Genomic DNA, 15,486 nt, shown 5'->3' on the forward strand with positions numbered 1-15,486 from the left:
GGGAGTGCGAGCATGAACAAGAAGACTCGCCCTGCTTACTTGGGGGTATTGCTGGGAGTGGCACTGATCGGCCTGGGCGTAGCGTATGAGCAGCTCTGGTGCGACCCACGCGAACTGCTGCAGGAGCCTGCCGACCCGCAGGCCCTGCACCGGCTCAGCCGGGACGGGGTGACCGTGGAGTTCGAGGCGCGGCCGCTGGCCGGGGGCGAGCTGCGCGAAGGCGCCTTCGCCAACGTGCGCTTCAAGGTCAGCGACCAGGCCAGCGGCCAGCCGCTGTCGGGCATGGCGCCGGGGGCCTGGATCGACCCGGCCCAGTCGGCACCGGTCGGCGACCGCGACCAAAGCTGCAAGGCCCGCGTGGCGCTGTTTCTCAAAAGCAGCATTGGTGCCCGGCCATTGCTCGACCTCAACAGCTACTTCCTGTTGATGCTGAACAAGGACGCCAGCCTGACGGTGATCGACCCGACGGTTTCGGTGGGGGGCGTCACCAGCACCATGGCCCGTATCGAACTGCCAGGCAGGCCCATGGACTGGGCGGCCACCGGCGACGACAAGCAGGTGTTCGTGTCGATCCCGGAGCGCGGCAAGGTGTCGGTGATCGATACCGAGACCTTCACCCGCGTGGCCGACCTGGATGCCGGCGACCAACCGACGCGGGTGGCGCTGCAACCGGACCAGCATCGGCTGTGGGTGGGCAACAACAGCAGCGACCCGGCCAAGGGCGGGGTAACGGTGATCGACGTGCCCGGGCGCAGCACCCTCAAGTCCTTCGCCACCGGCTCCGGGCACCACGAGATCGCCTTCAGCAGCGACTCGCGCTACGCCTTTGTCAGCAACCGCGACAGCGGCACCCTGAGCATCATCGACATCCCTGAAATGCGCCTGGCCAAGACCCTGGAGGTGGGGCCGCACCCGCTGTCGGTGAGCTACTCGGCGCTGTCCCAGGCGGTTTACGTGGTCGACGGCCAAGAAGGCACGGTGCGGGTCATCGACGCCCGCAGCCATCAACTGCGCCACACCGTCACGGCGGAACAGGGCCTGGGCCCGATGCGTTTTAGCAGCGACGGGCGCTACGGCATCGTGCTCAACACCCTGGAGAACCAAGCCTTGGTGATCGATGCCAGTACCGACACGCTCATCCACCGCATCCCGGTGGCGGCCGAACCCTACCAACTGACCTTCACCAAGGGCTATGCCTACGTCCGCGGCCTGGCCTCGCCCAAGGTCAGCATGATCAACCTGAGCAGCCTTGGGGAAGGGCGTTCGCCGATCGTCCAGGGCTTCGACGCCGGCCCTGCCGCGCCGCGCCAAGCCGGTGATCTGCCGCTGGCACAAGGGTTGTCGGTGTCGCGTGACGACAACTCGGTGTTCGTGGTCAACCCGGTGGACAACACCACCTACTTCTACGCCGAGGGCATGAACGCGCCGATGTCGGGCTACAACAACCGCGGCCACCAGGCCCGCGCGGCCATCGTCGTCGACCGCAGCCTGCGCGAGGTGGCCCCAGGGGTGTACGGCTCGACGGTGAAGCTGCCGGCGGCCGGCAAGTTCGACGTGGCCTTCCTGCTCAACCAGCCGCAAATCATCCACTGCTTCAGCACCGATGTGGGCGAGGCGCCGAATGCCCGCAAGCACAAAGGCGCGCATGCCGAGTTCCTTGGCCTAGAGCAGCCTTTGCCGCAGCACAGCGCCTTCACCGCACGGGTGCGCATCGTCGGCGACGACGGTGAACCGCGCCTGGGCCTGAACGACCTGAGCCTGCGCTACTTCCTGGCGCCGTCGTCGATGCCGCGCAACCTGCGCCTCGAAGAAGTGGGCGAGGGCGTCTACCAAGCGGCCTTGACCCTGCCCGAAGCCGGCGCCTGGTACCTGCATGTGCAGTCACCGTCGCTGGGCCGCAAGTTTGCCGAAGAGAATTACACCAGCCTGCGTGTCCTGCCGGCCTCGGCCTCCACGGCGTCCCAAGAGGACGCTTCCCAGATGCAAACCAGGAGTGTGCGATGAACGCCAAGCATGCTTTTACACGGCTGGGCCTGAGCCTGGCGCTGCCCCTGTTGTTGTCCAGCAACCTGGCCCTGGCCCATGCCGGGCATGACCACAGCGGCCATGCCGAGCAACCGCCCGCCGCGCGACAGGAGAAAGCCAGTGTGCGCTTTGCCGATGTCTCGCTGCTGGACCAGGACGGGATGCCTGTGCGCCTGGAGAAGGACCTGGTCGGCGATCACCTGGTGGTGATGGGTTTCATCTACACCAGTTGCACCACGGTGTGCCCGGTGGTGTCGTCGATCATGGGCAAGGTCCAGCAGCAGTTGGGCGGCCGTGTGGGCGAGGAAATCCACCTGGTGTCGATCAGCGTCGACCCCCAGCGCGATGATTCCAAGCGCTTGCAGAGCTACGCCAAGGCCTTCCAGAAAGGGCCGGGTTGGAGCTGGCTGACCGGTACGTCGTACGCCATCACCGAAACCCTCAAAGGCCTGGGTAGCTTCAGTGCCGACCTCAGCCAGCACCCGCCGCTGATTCTGGTGGGCGATGGCCGCAGCGGCCACTGGACCCGCTACTACGGCTTCACCGACCCGGCGGTACTGGTCGCGGAAATCAACCGCCTCAGCGCACGCCGGGTGCATGCCAAGAGCACGGCCATCGCCGAACACCATGCCGACCACACCGGCGACCATAACGAGGTGCAACCATGAGCCATCTGATCTCACGCCGCGCCGGTATGCGCGGTCTCGACTGGCTGGTACTGGGCGGTTGCCTGTGGATTCTTGCCTCGGTCGCATTGGCCCACGAAGGCCATGCCCAGCAGGCGCCCGAGCCACAGGCAGCGCCCCAGGCGATGACCAGCGGCGGCGGCACCCGCGATGCCCAGACCTGGTTCACCGACACCGTGCTCAAGGACCAGAATGGCCGCGACCTGCGCTTCTACAGCGATGTGCTCAAGGACAAGGTGGTGATGCTTAACGTCATCTTCACCCACTGCACCGACGCCTGCCCGTTGATCACCCGCAAGCTGCGGGAGGTACGCGAGGCCATGGGGCCGGCGTTGGCCGGGCAGGTGACGTTCGTCTCGATCAGCAGCGACCCGCTCAACGACACCCCGGCGGCGCTCAAGGCCTTTGCCGAGAAGCAGGGCGTGGACGGCCCCAACTGGCTGTTCCTGACTGGCGACAAGGCCAGTGTCGACCTGGTTCTGGGCCGCATCGGCCAGTTCCTGCCCAGCCCCGAACAGCATTCCACGCAGCTGATTGCCGGTGACGTGGCAGGCAAGCGCTGGAGCAAGATCCGCCCCGATGCGCCCCCAATGGCGATCGCGCAGCGCATGCAGCTGCTGGCCCAACCGCTGGCGGGGCGGTGACATCATGAACCTTGCGCTGGCCAATGCCGTTGTAGGAGCGGCCTTGCGTCGCGAAAGGGCTGCGCAGCGGCCCCAGATTTCGGTGTCGATGCAGAGACTGCTGGGGCTGCTGCGCAGCCCTTTCGCGACGCAAGGCCGCTCCTACAAAAGCCTGGTATGCGTGCTAGGGCTCACTCTGTGCGGCTCCACCTTCGCCCTCGACCTCACCGAGCACGAACAAGCGGGCAAACGCCTGTACCGCGAAGGCCAGTCGAGCAGCGACGCACAATTGCTGGCACGCGTCGGCTCCAGCGACATGAGCGTCCCTGCCAGCGTCTTACCCTGTGCAAGCTGCCACGGCGCCGACGGCCGCGGCCGCGCCGAAGGCGGTGTTCGCCCGCCGAGCCTCGACTGGCAACGCCTGGCCCTGGGCCAGGGCGAGCGGCAGACCAATGGCCGCAGTTACCCGCGTTACACCGACGCCAGCCTGGCCAGGGCGATCCAGCAGGGGGTGGACCCTGCCGGCAATCGCCTGGACGCCGCCATGCCGCGTTTCGATTTGACCCTGGCCGACCAGCGCAACCTCACCGCCTACCTCAAACGCCTGGCCGATGAGCGCGACCCGGGCGTGGAGGAGGGCGTGCTGCGCCTGGGCACCTTGCTGCCGGGCTCCGGGCCGCTGGCCGAAGCAGGGCACGTGGTGCGCGCAGTACTGGAAGACGGCCTGGCGCAACTCAACCAGCAAGGCGGTGTGCACGGGCGGCGCCTGGAACTGGTGGTGCTCGACCCAGGCAGCGACGCCGACAGCGCCGAGCAGGCCCTTCGCCAATTGCTGGACAAGGAGCAGGTGTTCAGCCTGATTACCCCGCTGGCACCTATGCTCGATCAGCGACTGACCGCGGTGTTGGCGCAGCAGAACGTGCCGCTGATCGGCAGCACCCCGCGCAGTGGCGGCAGTGCGCAAATCTTCGACCCGCTGCCGGGCTTGCCTGCGCAACTGCTGAGCCTGGCCGGCCACGCCCGTGACGCGTTGGGCCTCGCCCCAGATGGCTTGCGTGTGGTGTATGCCGGTGACGAGCAAGCGCCGCTGGCCGAGCAGGTGCGTGAACAGCTTGTGCAGCAAGGCTGGGCCCCCGGCGCCCTGCAGCCCTTCGATGGCCAGGCGGTGGACGGCCAGGGCATCGTCTTCGTTGGCCGCGCCCAGGCCTTTGCCGAATTGGCTGCCGCGTTGCAGGCGGCAGGCCGCCAGCCATACCTGTTTGCAGCGTCCAGCCAGGTGGTCGGGGCCGTGGCGAACTTACCTGCGCAGTGGTCGCAACGCGTCTACCTTGCCTACCCATTCGTGCCCGAAGACTGGACCGAGCAAGGCCTGGCGACCCTCGCCGGCCTGCAACAACGCCAGGGCCTGGACCCGCGTCAGGCGTCCTTGCAGGTCAACACCCTGTGCGCCCTGCGCTTGCTGACAGAGGCCCTTAAACAGATCGGCCGAGATGCCAGCCGCGAGCAACTGATCACGGCCCTGGAGGGCCTGCACGACGTCACTACCGGCCTCACGCCAGCGCTGGGCTTCGGCCCCGGTCGCCGGCAGGGCATGGCCGGTGCCCACGTGGTGGCGGTGGCCTTGCCCGGGCCGCGCTTCACCTCGGTCACCCCGTACCGGCCAGTGCCGGACACCCCTTGAGCGGAGGTTGCCATGCGTACCCTATTGCTGTGCCTGTTGCTGCTGGTCGCCAAGGCGAGTTGGGCCGATGTGCCGGCCGCGCGGGTGAACGGTGTCGAGATCAATGTGATGCGCCTTGAGCGCTACTTCACGGAATACCTCGAAGCCCAGGGCCGCGCGGTGGCCAGCATCCGCAACCCGACCCTGTACAAGCGCCTGCGCGACCAGGCCTTGGACGAGCTGATCGACAAGGAGCTGCTGTGGCAGGAGGCCCAACGCCAGGGCATCGGCATCAGTGATGAACAGGTGTCTGCCCAGGTTGGTGAAGTGGAGGCGGCGTTTGGCAGCCCGACAGTGTTTGAACGGCGTCTGGCGCAGGCAGGCTTCGATAGGGCAGAGTACGCTGATTACACCCGCCGCGAGCTGGCTGCCCAGCGGGTGTATGCCCAGCTCAGCGCGGTCGACGCGCCTAGCCAGGCCGAGGTGGAGGCCTTCTACATGGCCAATCGACAAAGACTGCAAGGAGCGCAGAACCAAAGTGATAACCCTTCTGTCATACGTGAACAGGGCCTGGTCTTGGCCAGGGCCTCGCTCATCGGGCAATTGCAGGTGCAAGCGCGGCAAGCTGTGCGCCAACGTTTGCGCGAATCCGCTAAAGTGGAAATCGCCGACTGAAGGCCCCGATGGCGTTTCCCCAAAGCTGGGGAATAACGACTTGGCAAAGTGCCATCAGGTCCCCCGGATGTGGGGAACCGGGCGAGTTCGCCTGCTCGCTGCGCCTGGGGTGTTTTCGGGCACCCTTGCCAGATCAACGACTTACAGTGGTGCAGCATGACTATTCACGCCTGGCACGAAGCCTGCTCAAGCCTTACCAAGGCCGCACTTCGCAGACCGGGAAACCGGGCAGTATTTGGGAGTCGACCTTGGTGAACAGAGTATTGGTAGTCGATGACGAACAGACTCTTGCGCAGAACCTGCAGGCGTATTTGCAGGCGCAAGGCCTGGAAGTTCATGTTGCCCACGACGGTGCCAGTGGTATCGAGCAGGCTGAACGCCTGGCACCGCAAGTGATCGTGCTGGATTACCGCTTGCCCGATATGGAGGGTTTTCAGGTACTGGAGACCGTGCGCAAGAACAGGCAGTGCCACTTCGTGCTGATCACCGCCCACCCGACCGCCGAGGTCCGTGAGCGAGCCGCCGAACTTGGCGTGACCCATGTCCTGTTCAAACCGTTCCCGTTAGCGGAACTGGCGCGCGCGATCCTCGACCTGATGGGCATCGAGCGCCGGCGCAGGGCCACGGACAACCCGGCAGAAGGGTTCGTCGAACGACGCCAGACCAGGAACGAATCGTTCCCCCTGCAGTTGTACGATGGTAGCTGGGTACTGGCTGACCGCCGCCGTAATGGCGCCAAGCCCCCAGGTCCGGATGACGAACAACTGCTCACAGGGGAATAGCGGCGCCCGCTGCCCTGGCTGAGCCAGCCTGCGACGCGCCCCCTGAGCGGAGTCGCAGGCCATGCCCGAAGTACTCGAGATTGTCGGTTTTACACGCGAGCTGCTGGCCCAGGCCCGTCTGCAAGCCAGTGACGAACGCCTGCTCAATTGCCTGGAGCGCCTGGCCAACGACACCCCGGACACCTTCACCCGCCGCCTCGGCATCACCCTGCATTACCCCGTGCTGCACAGCCAGGCGCTGCTGGCCAGCACCCCCCGCTTTGACAAGGTCAGCCTGGCCCAGTGCCTGAAACGCGAGTTCGTGCTGATCGAGCAGGGCGGCGAACTGCTGGGTGTGTTCGCCGACCCCTTCGACCCTGCGCGCCTGGCCTGGATCGACGATGTGCTGCAAGGCGCGCCGCTGTACCTGGCGCACGCCGCCGAGCTGGCGACGTTTCTGGCCCGCCATGAAGAAAGCTTCCACGCGGTCGATGCGCTTGACCACGACAGTGAAGCCAGCAGCGAAAGCGACCCGCTGCAACGCCTGTCGCTGACCAGCATCAGCGAAGACCAGAGCCGCGTGGTCAAGCTGGTCAACTCGACCCTATACGACGCCCTCAAACTGCACGCCAGCGACATTCACCTGGGCATGACCGGCCAGGGCCTGACCATCAAGTACCGTATCGACGGTGTGCTCAACGGTGCCGGCAAGGCCAGCGGCAGCGCCTTCGCCGACCAGGTGATCTCGCGCATCAAGGTCATGGCCGAGCTCGACATCGGCGAGAAACGCGTGCCCCAGGACGGCCGTTTCAAGGTCGCCGTGGGTGAGCGGCAGATCGACTTCCGGGTCTCGATCATGCCCAGCATCTTTGGCGAAGACGCCGTGCTGCGGGTGCTCGACAAACAGGACCTGTCCGACAAGGTGAGCGGCGTGCAGTTGCAGGCCCTGGGCTTTGCCGACGAAACCCTGCGTGCCTTGCGCCGGCTGGCCGCCGAACCCTATGGCATGATCCTGGTCACCGGCCCCACCGGCAGCGGCAAGACCACCACCCTGTACGCCATGATCAGCGAGATCAACCACGGCGTTGACAAGATCATCACCATCGAAGACCCGGTCGAATATCAACTGCCCGGCGTGTTGCAGATCCCAGTCAACGAGAAGAAGGGCCTGACCTTTGCCCGCGGCCTGCGCTCGATCCTGCGCCACGACCCGGACAAGATCCTGGTCGGCGAGATCCGCGACCCGGACACAGCACAGATCGCCGTGCAGTCGGCCCTGACCGGGCACCTGGTGTTCACCACCATCCACGCCAACAACGTCTTCGATGTGATCGGCCGCTTCAGCCAGATGCAGGTCGACCCCTACAGCTTCGTCTCGGCGCTCAACGCCATCCTGGCTCAGCGCCTTATTCGCCTGGCCTGCCCGCACTGCGCCAGCGCCTGCGAAGTGGACGATGAAACGCTGCTAGCCTCGGGCCTGACCCGCGCCGCCGTCGCTGGCTGGACGTTCGTCCGCGCCCAGGGCTGTGGCCAGTGCCGTGGCAGCGGGTATCGCGGCCGCAGCGCCATCGCCGAGCTGCTGCACCTGGACGATGACCTGCGGCAGATGATCGTCGAACGCCGCCCCCTGTCGCAGATCAAGACACTCGCCTGCCAGCGCGGCCTGCGCTTGCTGCGGGCCTCGGCCCTGGACCTGGTCCGTGACGGCCGCACCACCCTTGAGGAGATCAACCGTGTCACATTCATTGCGTGATCGTGCTGCTCATAAATACTGTGCCGTGCTCGGCGCCGAGGGTGTTGGCCTGGGTTGCTGGAAAGGCAATCAGCACCAGTGGCTGGGCAGCCGCGAATTCAGCTGCGACGCCGCCCAACCGGCCTGGGAAGCTGCCGTCGAGGCGCTGGGCGCACTGCTGGCCGAGCACGCCGTACGCGGCGCCCAATTGCGGGTGTTGCTGTCGGCCCGCTACAGCCGCTTCTGCCTGGTACCGTGGAGCGATGCCATTGGCCATCCACGCGAGCTGGATGCTTATGCGCGGGCCTGCTTCGAGAACCTCTACGGCCAGTCGCTGGGTGATTGGCGCATCGTCCTCTCGCCGGAGCCGGCAGGTGCCGCACGCATTGCCACGGCATTGCCCGAGGCCTTGCTGCAACGGCTGCAGGCGCTGGGCCGGGAAAGCCGCCTGAGCCTGCGCTCGGTGCAGCCGTACCTGATGGCGGCCTACAACCGTTGTTCGGCGCAGCTGGCACAAGGCGACTTCCTGTTCGTCCTCGCCGAGCCGCGCCGCAGCGTGCTGTTGCTGGCTGCTGGCGGTGCCTGGCAGCAGGTGCTGGCGCAAGGCTGTGCCGATACCGACCAGGCCCTGCAAGCGTTGATTGAGCGTACCTGCGAGCTGTACGGCGAGCATCTGCCACGGGTCTACCTGCATGCGCCTGGCCGCGGCGACGTGCCGCAACTGGCAGCGGTGCAGCTGTGCCAGCCGGCCAGCGAAGCCGACCCCCTGTGCGCCATGTGGCGGGCGGTGGCCTGACATGCGCCGCCTCGACCTGGAATTCCAGCCCCGCCGCAATGGCGCCTTGGCTTGGTCGCTGCTGGCCCTGGGCTGTGCAGGGGTGGCCGCACTGGTGCTGCTGCAACACCACCTGCAGGGCGAGCAAGTCGACCTCGAAGGCCGCCTGCACAGCCTGGAGCTGCAACTGGGCCGGCGCCCAGCCACCGCTGCGCCGCAAAGCAGTGCAGCCAGCCGCGAGCAGGCCGAGCGCCTGGCGCAGATGCGCAATGTCTCGCAGCAGCTGCAACGGCCCTGGCAGCAACTGTTCGCCATGCTCGAAGCACTGCCGCAGGACGATGTGGCGCTGCTTGGCCTGACCCCGGACGCCCGCAAGGGCCAGGTCCGCATTGCCGCCGAGGCGCGCAACCTGGAGGCGATGCTGCAGTACCACCAGCGCCTGGAGGCCAGTGCAGAGCTCAGCGATGTTTCGTTGCTCAATCACGAGGTGATGGTGAGCCAGCCGGAGCACCCGGTGCGTTTCACCCTGACCGCCACCTGGGAGACCGGCCATGCGCGCCCCTGAACCGCTTAGCAGCCTGATCATTCAGGAGCACCTGCGCCGTATCGGCCCGGTGGGCCTGGCCGCCGTTGCCGTTGGCCTGCTGGTCGTCGGCGTGGCAGTGGCCGGCGTATTGCCGCAATGGCAAAGCGTGCGCGAACTGCGGGCCAGCGAGGCAGACGCCAGTGTGCAAGTGGGGCGGGTGCAGCGCGGTGAGCTGAAAATCGCGGTCAAGCCCGAGCAGCAGGCCCTCGACACCCTGCGTCAACAACTGCCCGGTCAGCCGCAGGCCAGCGAACTGATCGAGCGGCTGTATCACCTGGCCAGTGCCGAGCACATCAGCCTGGCACGCGGCGAGTACGCCCTGGGCATCGACCCGAAAACCCAGTTGGCGCGCTACCAGATCGTGCTGCCGGTCCGCGGCAGTTACCCGCAGATCCGTGGCTTCCTCAAGGGCCTGCTTGGCCAGCTGCCGACCTTGGTGCTGGAAGACCTTGAGCTGCAACGCAAACGCATCGGCGACAGCGAGCTCAACGCCCGCCTGCGCATGACCCTCTACCTGTCGAGGTCGTGATGAATACTCAACGTGGGTTGGTCTGGCTCGGGTTTTTTGGGCTTTCTGCCGCGCTGGCGTGGGCGCCTGGGCATTGGTTTGGCCAGCAAGTCGAGGACGCCCCAATCGCCGGCAAGCCGGCTCCCACAGGTTCGGGGGGGGCCATGGAACCGGTGGGAGCGGGCTTGCCCGCGAATAGGCCAGAACAGGCCTCCACCGACCTGTTCCCGAGCCAGCGCTGGACCAAACCCAAGACCCTGGCCACCGTCACCGAACAACCGATCATCGCCACACCCGTGGTGGTTGCCGCACCCACGGCACCGGCGTTGCCCTTCCAGTTCGTCGGCCGCCTGGGCGATCGCGACGACCTGCAGGTGTTTCTGCAGAGCGGCGAAAAACTCTACGTCGTGCGCCAGGGCGACGTCATCGAAGACACCTACCGCCTCGACCGGGTCTCGGCCAACGAGCTGAGCCTGGTCTACCTGCCTTTGCATCAGTCGCAGACCTTGTCTGTTGGGAGCGCACCATGAAGTCATCGAAGCTGTGCAAGCCTGCTCCGTTCCTGCTGTTGGCGCTGTGCGTGGCCATTGCCGGCTGCGGCTCCAGTGCGGTACGCGAAGACAGCGCAGAACTGATGAAGGAGGGGCAGTACGAAGCCGGCATCGCGCGCCTGGAAGAGGCCCTGCGTGAAGACCCGCGCGACACCGAACTGAACATCGCCCTGGCCCATGGCCGCCAGGCGGCAGTCGAGGCACTGTTGAGCCAGGCCGACAGCGACCGTATCCGCCACGACTTTGCCGGTGCGCGCATGGGCTACGGCCGGGTGCTGAGCATCGAGCCCAACAACCGCCGCGCCCAGGAAGGCATCCGTCAACTGGAGCTGATCCGCACCCTCGACGAACGTGTCGCCCTCGGCCAGGCGGCCCTGCGCCAGGGCGACCTGTTCGGTGCCGAGCGCTACATGCGCGAAGTGCTGCGCCTGGACCCGCAGAACCAGAAGGGCATGACCCTGCGCAGCGACATCGAGAACGTCCAGGCACGCACCGCGCAGCCCTTCCCGCAGCTGCGTAGCAAGCTGGAGCGCCCGGTCACCCTGGAATTTCGTGATGCCAACCTGAAGACCATCTTCGAAGTGCTGTCCCAGGTCGCTGGCATCAACTTCATCTTCGACAAAGACCTGCGCCCGGACATGAAGGCCACCATCTTCGTCCGCGACGTCCGCATCGAGGACGCCGTGGCCCTGCTGCTGGAGCAGAACCAGTTGCGCCAGAAGATCGTCAACGACAACACCCTGATGATCTACCCCGACTCGCCGCAAAAGGCCAAGGACTACCAGGAACTGGTCATGCGCACCTTCTACCTGACCAGCATCGACGCCAACACCGCGCTGAACATGGTCAAGACCATGCTCAAGACCCGCGATGTGTTCGTCGACGAGCGCCTCAACACCTTGACCATGCGCGACAGCCCCGACGCAGTGCGCATGGCCGAGAAGCTGTTGCAGTCCCAGGACCAGTCCAACCCTGAAGTGGTACTGGAAGTGGAGGTTATGGAGGTGGCCACCTCGCGCATCCTCGACCTCGGCCTGCAATGGCCCAACACCTTCGGCGTGCTGACCTCCGACGGCAAACCAGTCAGCGTGCTGGACCAGTTGCGCGGCATCGACTCCAGCCGCATCAGTATCTCGCCGGCCCCACAAGCCAAGATCAACGCCCAGGACAAGGACATCAACACCCTGGCAAGCCCGGTGATCCGCGTCAGCAACCGTGAGCAGGCACGTATCCACATCGGCCAGCGGGTGCCGATCATCAGCGCCACCTCGGTGCCGTCGACCCAGGGCCCAGTGATTACCGAAAGCGTCACCTACCTGGACGTGGGCCTGAAGCTTGAAGTGCAGCCTACCGTTCACCTGAACAACGAAGTGGCGATCAAGATTGCACTGGAGGTCAGCAACGCCACCCCACTGGAGGCCACGCGCCAGGGCACCATTCCGGTTCAGGTCGATACCCGCAACGCCCAGACCAGCCTGCGCCTGCACGACGGCGAAACCCAGGTACTGGCCGGGCTGGTGCGTAACGACCACAACGCCAGCGGCAACAAGATTCCCGGCCTGGGCGACATCCCCGGCCTGGGCCGGCTGTTCGGCAGCAACAAGGACGACATGAGCAAGTCCGAACTGGTGCTGGCGATCACCCCGCGCATCGTGCGCAACCTGCCGTACCAGAGCCCGTCGGACATGGAGTTTGCCACCGGCACCGAGTCGAGCCTGCAAGTCCGCCAGATGGCGCCGCTGCCGCCAACCGATGTACCGGGCAATACGCCGTCCGGTGACACGCCGGTAGTGGAAAGCCAGATGGCCGTGGTGCCTGCCAACGGGAGCCCGCGGCCATGAAACGCCGCATGCAAGGCTTCAGCCTGATCGAGGTGGTGCTGACCCTGGCACTGCTCGGGCTGCTCGCCAGCATGGCCGCGCCGCTGACCGAAACCGTGGTGCGCCGCGGCAAGGAGCAGCAACTGCGCGAGGCGCTGTACCAGATCCGCGATGCAATCGATGCCTACAAGCGCGCCTTTGACGCCGGCTACATCGAAAAACGCCTGGATGCCAGCGGCTACCCGCCCAACCTGCAGGTGCTGGTCGACGGGGTGCGTGATGTGCGCAGTGCCAAGGGGGCCAAGTTCTACTTCCTGCGGCGCATCCCCCACGACCCGCTGCTGGCGGCCAAGGAGGACGATGAGGGTGCCTGGGGCCTGCGTGCCTACGACAGCAGCCCCGACAGCCCACGGGAAGGCGAAGACGTCTTCGACGTGTATTCCAAGGCCCGTGGCAAAGGCCTCAACAATATTCCCTACGGGCAATGGTGACGGCCATGAAACGCAGCCGAGGCTTCACCCTGATCGAACTGCTGGTGGTGATGGCGATTATCGCCACGCTGATGACCATCGCCATGCCGCGCTACTTCAACAGCCTGGAGAGCTCCCGCGAGGCCACCCTGCGCCAGAGCCTGGCAGTGCTGCGCGAGTCGCTGGACCACTTCTACGGCGACACCGGGCACTACCCCGATTCGCTTGAGCAACTGGTCGAGCTGCGCTACCTGCGCAACACCCCAGTGGACCCGATCACCGAACGCAGCGATGCCTGGCAACTGGTGCCACCGCCAGAAGGTGTGGCCGGTGGCGTGGCCGACATCAAAAGCGGCGCTACAGGGAGGGCGCGTGATGGCAGCCTCTATGCTGAATGGTAAGGCCTGTGCCGGCTTCACCTACTTGGGCGTGCTGCTGCTGATCGCGGTCAGCAGCGTGGCCCTGGCCGCCACCGGGACGGTCTGGTCGAGTGCCGCCCAGCGCGACCACGAGCGCCAGTTGCTGTGGGTCGGCAGCCAGTACGCCCAAGCCCTGCGCAGTTACTACCGCGCATCGCCGGGGCTGGCCCAGTACCCCCAGGACCTGGCCGACCTGTTGCAGGACAACCGCTTCCCCGAGGCCAAGCGGCACATCCGCAGGCTCTACCCGGACCCGATCAGCAACAGCGACGACTGGGGCCTGCTGCGCTCGATCGACGGCCGCATCACCGGCGTGCACAGCCGCTCGGACGCCACCCCGTTCAAACGCAGTGGCTTTGCCGCCGAGTGGTCGGGCTTCGAAGGGCTGGAGCACTACAGCGACTGGCAGTTCGTCGCCGAGCAGGCGTTCGCCGACAGCCCCAACGGTGCCCAGCCCCATGCCGGCCCGGGAGACACGCCATGAACCGCCTGGCTGCACTGTGCCTGAGCCTGTTGCTGGCGAGCTCGCTGAGCAGCGCGCTGAAGGCGGCTGAAGAGGACGAGATGATGGGCTTTATCGTCGACAACACCATCTCGCACATCGGCCACGATTTTTACTACTACTTCGCCGACCGCCTGCGTGCCACCAGCCGCCTGGACTTCAACCTGGTAGTGCGCGAACGCCCGGATGCCCGCTGGGGCAGCCTGATCACCGTGGAGTTCGAGCGCGACGTGATGTACCGCCGCTTCCTGCCACCCAACACCACGGAACTCAAAGAAGAGGCCGTCGCGGCCGCCGACCTGGTCAAGCAGCAGATCATCCAACGCAAGTTGCAACGCCTGCTGCAGGACACCACCGATCTGGAGAGGGACGAGCTATGAAAACCCGCATTCCCCGTTGCATCGCCGCCTGCCTGCTGGCCAGCGCCTGTGCTGCCCAGGCCACCGAGCTGGTGTACACCCCGGTCAACCCGGCCTTCGGCGGCAACCCGCTCAACGGCACCTGGTTGCTGAACAACGCTCAGGCGCAGAACGACTACGACGACCCCGACCTCAAGGACCGCGCGTCTGCCTTCTCGGGCACCTCGGCCCTGGAGCGCTTCAGCAATCAGCTGGAGTCGCGGATGTTGTCGCAGCTGCTGGACAACATCAGCAATGGCAGCACCGGAAGCATGGCCACCGATGCCTTCCTGATCGACGTTATCGACGATTCAGGGGCGCTGAGCATCAAGGTCACCGACCGCGCCACAGGAGAAATTTCGATCATTGAGGTCAGCGGCCTGAACCCCTGAGAGGGAAAGGCATTTATGTTGGGGAGAGAACACCATGAAACGTCTGCTGAGCACGCTGCTAATCCTCACCGCCCTTGGCCTGCAAAGTGGTTGCAGCCTGCGCGAACCCATGTCGGCCGAACAGGACTCGGAAACCCCGACCCTGACCCCGCGCGCCTCGACCTATTACGACCTGATCAACATGCCACGCCCTAAAGGCCGGCTGATGGCGGTGGTGTATGGCTTCCGCGACCAGACCGGGCAGTACAAACCCACCCCGGCCAGTTCGTTCTCGACCAGCGTCACCCAAGGCGCGGCGAGCATGCTGATGGACGCCCTGAGCGCCAGTGGCTGGTTCGTGGTGCTGGAGCGTGAAGGCCTGCAGAACCTGTTGACCGAACGCAAGATCATCCGCGCCTCGCAGAAGAAGCCGGATGTTGCAGAGAACATCATGGGTGAACTGCCGCCGCTGCAGGCCGCCAACCTGATGCTCGAAGGCGGCATCATCGCCTATGACACCAACGTGCGCAGTGGCGGGGAAGGGGCGCGTTACTTAGGCATAGACATCTCCCGCGAGTACCGCGTCGACCAGGTGACCGTGAACCTGCGCGCAGTCGATGTGCGCACCGGGCAGGTGCTGGCCAACGTCATGACCAGCAAGACCATCTACTCGGTTGGGCGCAGTGCCGGGGTGTTCAAGTTCATCGAGTTCAAGAAGTTGCTGGAGGCGGAGGTGGGGTATACCACCAATGAGCCGGCGCAGCTGTGCGTGCTGTCGGCGATCGAGGCTGCGGTGGGGCATTTGCTGGCGCAGGGGATCGAGCGGCGGTTGTGGCAGGTGGCGGGGGAGGCGGGGGATGGCAAGGCGACGGTGGACAAGTACCTGAGTCAGTATCAGCAGCCGTGATTGACCTTGAGGGCCTC

18 protein-coding genes are annotated in these 15,486 nt (G+C 65.7%); all 18 read left to right on the forward strand.

The window, feature by feature from the left end:
• The first annotated feature begins 12 nt into the window (after window positions 1-12).
• Window positions 13-2,004, forward strand: a complete 1,992-nt coding sequence (locus GIB19_RS26310; RefSeq protein WP_027593476.1) for a cytochrome D1 domain-containing protein — start codon at window positions 13-15, stop codon at window positions 2,002-2,004.
• Window positions 2,001-2,693 (forward strand): SCO family protein, encoded by a 693-nt coding sequence (locus tag GIB19_RS26315; RefSeq protein ID WP_050580734.1) that lies wholly within the window; start codon window positions 2,001-2,003, stop codon window positions 2,691-2,693. Before GIB19_RS26310 ends, GIB19_RS26315 begins: the two co-directional genes overlap by 4 nt.
• Window positions 2,690-3,355: an SCO family protein gene (locus tag GIB19_RS26320; protein ID WP_027593475.1), complete on the forward strand. Its 666-nt coding sequence runs from the start codon at window positions 2,690-2,692 to the stop codon at window positions 3,353-3,355. Before GIB19_RS26315 ends, GIB19_RS26320 begins: the two co-directional genes overlap by 4 nt.
• 88 nt (window positions 3,356-3,443) lie before the next feature.
• Window positions 3,444-5,015, forward strand: coding sequence for an ABC transporter substrate-binding protein (locus GIB19_RS26325; protein WP_274888614.1), 1,572 nt, complete (start codon window positions 3,444-3,446; stop codon window positions 5,013-5,015).
• A 12-nt stretch (window positions 5,016-5,027) separates the two neighbouring features.
• Window positions 5,028-5,669: a SurA N-terminal domain-containing protein gene (locus tag GIB19_RS26330; RefSeq protein ID WP_274888615.1), complete on the forward strand. Its 642-nt coding sequence runs from the start codon at window positions 5,028-5,030 to the stop codon at window positions 5,667-5,669.
• A gap of 248 nt (window positions 5,670-5,917) precedes the next feature.
• Window positions 5,918-6,451 (forward strand): response regulator, encoded by a 534-nt coding sequence (locus tag GIB19_RS26335; RefSeq protein WP_172960411.1) that lies wholly within the window; start codon window positions 5,918-5,920, stop codon window positions 6,449-6,451.
• A gap of 61 nt (window positions 6,452-6,512) precedes the next feature.
• Window positions 6,513-8,183 (forward strand): GspE/PulE family protein, encoded by a 1,671-nt coding sequence (locus GIB19_RS26340; protein ID WP_099429180.1) that lies wholly within the window; start codon window positions 6,513-6,515, stop codon window positions 8,181-8,183.
• On the forward strand, window positions 8,164-8,958 hold the full coding sequence (locus GIB19_RS26345; protein WP_027593470.1) for a hypothetical protein: 795 nt from the start codon (window positions 8,164-8,166) through the stop codon (window positions 8,956-8,958). The genes GIB19_RS26340 and GIB19_RS26345 overlap by 20 nt, the downstream gene beginning before the upstream one ends.
• Before the next feature lies 1 nt (window position 8,959).
• Entirely contained in the window at window positions 8,960-9,502 is a 543-nt protein-coding gene (locus GIB19_RS26350) for a pilus assembly protein (protein ID WP_099429181.1), read from the forward strand.
• Window positions 9,489-10,052: a type 4a pilus biogenesis protein PilO gene (gene pilO, locus GIB19_RS26355; protein WP_027593468.1), complete on the forward strand. Its 564-nt coding sequence runs from the start codon at window positions 9,489-9,491 to the stop codon at window positions 10,050-10,052. Before GIB19_RS26350 ends, pilO begins: the two co-directional genes overlap by 14 nt.
• The gene (locus GIB19_RS26360) at window positions 10,052-10,561 is read left to right on the forward strand and encodes a hypothetical protein (RefSeq protein ID WP_274888617.1); all 510 of its coding nucleotides are present in this window, start codon (window positions 10,052-10,054) and stop codon (window positions 10,559-10,561) included. Before pilO ends, GIB19_RS26360 begins: the two co-directional genes overlap by 1 nt.
• Complete coding sequence (locus GIB19_RS26365; RefSeq protein WP_027593466.1) at window positions 10,558-12,423, forward strand: secretin N-terminal domain-containing protein; 1,866 nt, start codon at window positions 10,558-10,560, stop codon at window positions 12,421-12,423. Before GIB19_RS26360 ends, GIB19_RS26365 begins: the two co-directional genes overlap by 4 nt.
• Window positions 12,420-12,893, forward strand: a complete 474-nt coding sequence (locus GIB19_RS26370) for a type II secretion system protein (RefSeq protein ID WP_033694024.1) — start codon at window positions 12,420-12,422, stop codon at window positions 12,891-12,893. Before GIB19_RS26365 ends, GIB19_RS26370 begins: the two co-directional genes overlap by 4 nt.
• 5 nt (window positions 12,894-12,898) lie before the next feature.
• Window positions 12,899-13,273: a type II secretion system protein gene (locus GIB19_RS26375; RefSeq protein WP_085272959.1), complete on the forward strand. Its 375-nt coding sequence runs from the start codon at window positions 12,899-12,901 to the stop codon at window positions 13,271-13,273.
• A complete protein-coding gene (locus tag GIB19_RS26380; protein WP_085272958.1) occupies window positions 13,248-13,775 on the forward strand; it encodes a type II secretion system protein in 528 nt (175 codons plus the stop codon). Before GIB19_RS26375 ends, GIB19_RS26380 begins: the two co-directional genes overlap by 26 nt.
• Window positions 13,772-14,173: a curli production assembly/transport protein CsgE gene (gene csgE / locus GIB19_RS26385; protein ID WP_085272957.1), complete on the forward strand. Its 402-nt coding sequence runs from the start codon at window positions 13,772-13,774 to the stop codon at window positions 14,171-14,173. Before GIB19_RS26380 ends, csgE begins: the two co-directional genes overlap by 4 nt.
• Window positions 14,170-14,583, forward strand: a complete 414-nt coding sequence (locus GIB19_RS26390) for a curli assembly protein CsgF (protein ID WP_027593461.1) — start codon at window positions 14,170-14,172, stop codon at window positions 14,581-14,583. The genes csgE and GIB19_RS26390 overlap by 4 nt, the downstream gene beginning before the upstream one ends.
• 34 nt (window positions 14,584-14,617) lie before the next feature.
• A complete protein-coding gene (locus tag GIB19_RS26395; protein WP_085272956.1) occupies window positions 14,618-15,469 on the forward strand; it encodes a CsgG/HfaB family protein in 852 nt (283 codons plus the stop codon).
• Window positions 15,470-15,486: the final 17 nt, after the last annotated feature.

This window comes from Pseudomonas sp. ITEM 17296, from assembly GCF_028895205.1.
Classification (GTDB): Bacteria; Pseudomonadota; Gammaproteobacteria; order Pseudomonadales; family Pseudomonadaceae; genus Aquipseudomonas; species Aquipseudomonas kermanshahensis.

Bases quoted from the DNA above. Each gene is read 5' to 3' on its own strand.
- GIB19_RS26310 (WP_027593476.1), top strand. From the start codon at position 13: ATGAACAAGAAGACTCGCCCTGCTTACTTGGGGGTATTGCTGGGAGTG.
- GIB19_RS26315 (WP_050580734.1), top strand. From the start codon at position 2,001: ATGAACGCCAAGCATGCTTTTACACGGCTGGGCCTGAGCCTGGCGCTG.
- GIB19_RS26320 (WP_027593475.1), top strand. From the start codon at position 2,690: ATGAGCCATCTGATCTCACGCCGCGCCGGTATGCGCGGTCTCGACTGG.
- GIB19_RS26325 (WP_274888614.1), top strand. From the start codon at position 3,444: ATGCAGAGACTGCTGGGGCTGCTGCGCAGCCCTTTCGCGACGCAAGGC.
- GIB19_RS26330 (WP_274888615.1), top strand. From the start codon at position 5,028: ATGCGTACCCTATTGCTGTGCCTGTTGCTGCTGGTCGCCAAGGCGAGT.
- GIB19_RS26340 (WP_099429180.1), top strand. From the start codon at position 6,513: ATGCCCGAAGTACTCGAGATTGTCGGTTTTACACGCGAGCTGCTGGCC.
- GIB19_RS26350 (WP_099429181.1), top strand. From the start codon at position 8,960: ATGCGCCGCCTCGACCTGGAATTCCAGCCCCGCCGCAATGGCGCCTTG.
- pilO (WP_027593468.1), top strand. From the start codon at position 9,489: ATGCGCGCCCCTGAACCGCTTAGCAGCCTGATCATTCAGGAGCACCTG.
- GIB19_RS26360 (WP_274888617.1), top strand. From the start codon at position 10,052: ATGAATACTCAACGTGGGTTGGTCTGGCTCGGGTTTTTTGGGCTTTCT.
- GIB19_RS26365 (WP_027593466.1), top strand. From the start codon at position 10,558: ATGAAGTCATCGAAGCTGTGCAAGCCTGCTCCGTTCCTGCTGTTGGCG.
- GIB19_RS26370 (WP_033694024.1), top strand. From the start codon at position 12,420: ATGAAACGCCGCATGCAAGGCTTCAGCCTGATCGAGGTGGTGCTGACC.
- GIB19_RS26375 (WP_085272959.1), top strand. From the start codon at position 12,899: ATGAAACGCAGCCGAGGCTTCACCCTGATCGAACTGCTGGTGGTGATG.
- GIB19_RS26380 (WP_085272958.1), top strand. From the start codon at position 13,248: ATGGCAGCCTCTATGCTGAATGGTAAGGCCTGTGCCGGCTTCACCTAC.
- csgE (WP_085272957.1), top strand. From the start codon at position 13,772: ATGAACCGCCTGGCTGCACTGTGCCTGAGCCTGTTGCTGGCGAGCTCG.
- GIB19_RS26390 (WP_027593461.1), top strand. From the start codon at position 14,170: ATGAAAACCCGCATTCCCCGTTGCATCGCCGCCTGCCTGCTGGCCAGC.
- GIB19_RS26395 (WP_085272956.1), top strand. From the start codon at position 14,618: ATGAAACGTCTGCTGAGCACGCTGCTAATCCTCACCGCCCTTGGCCTG.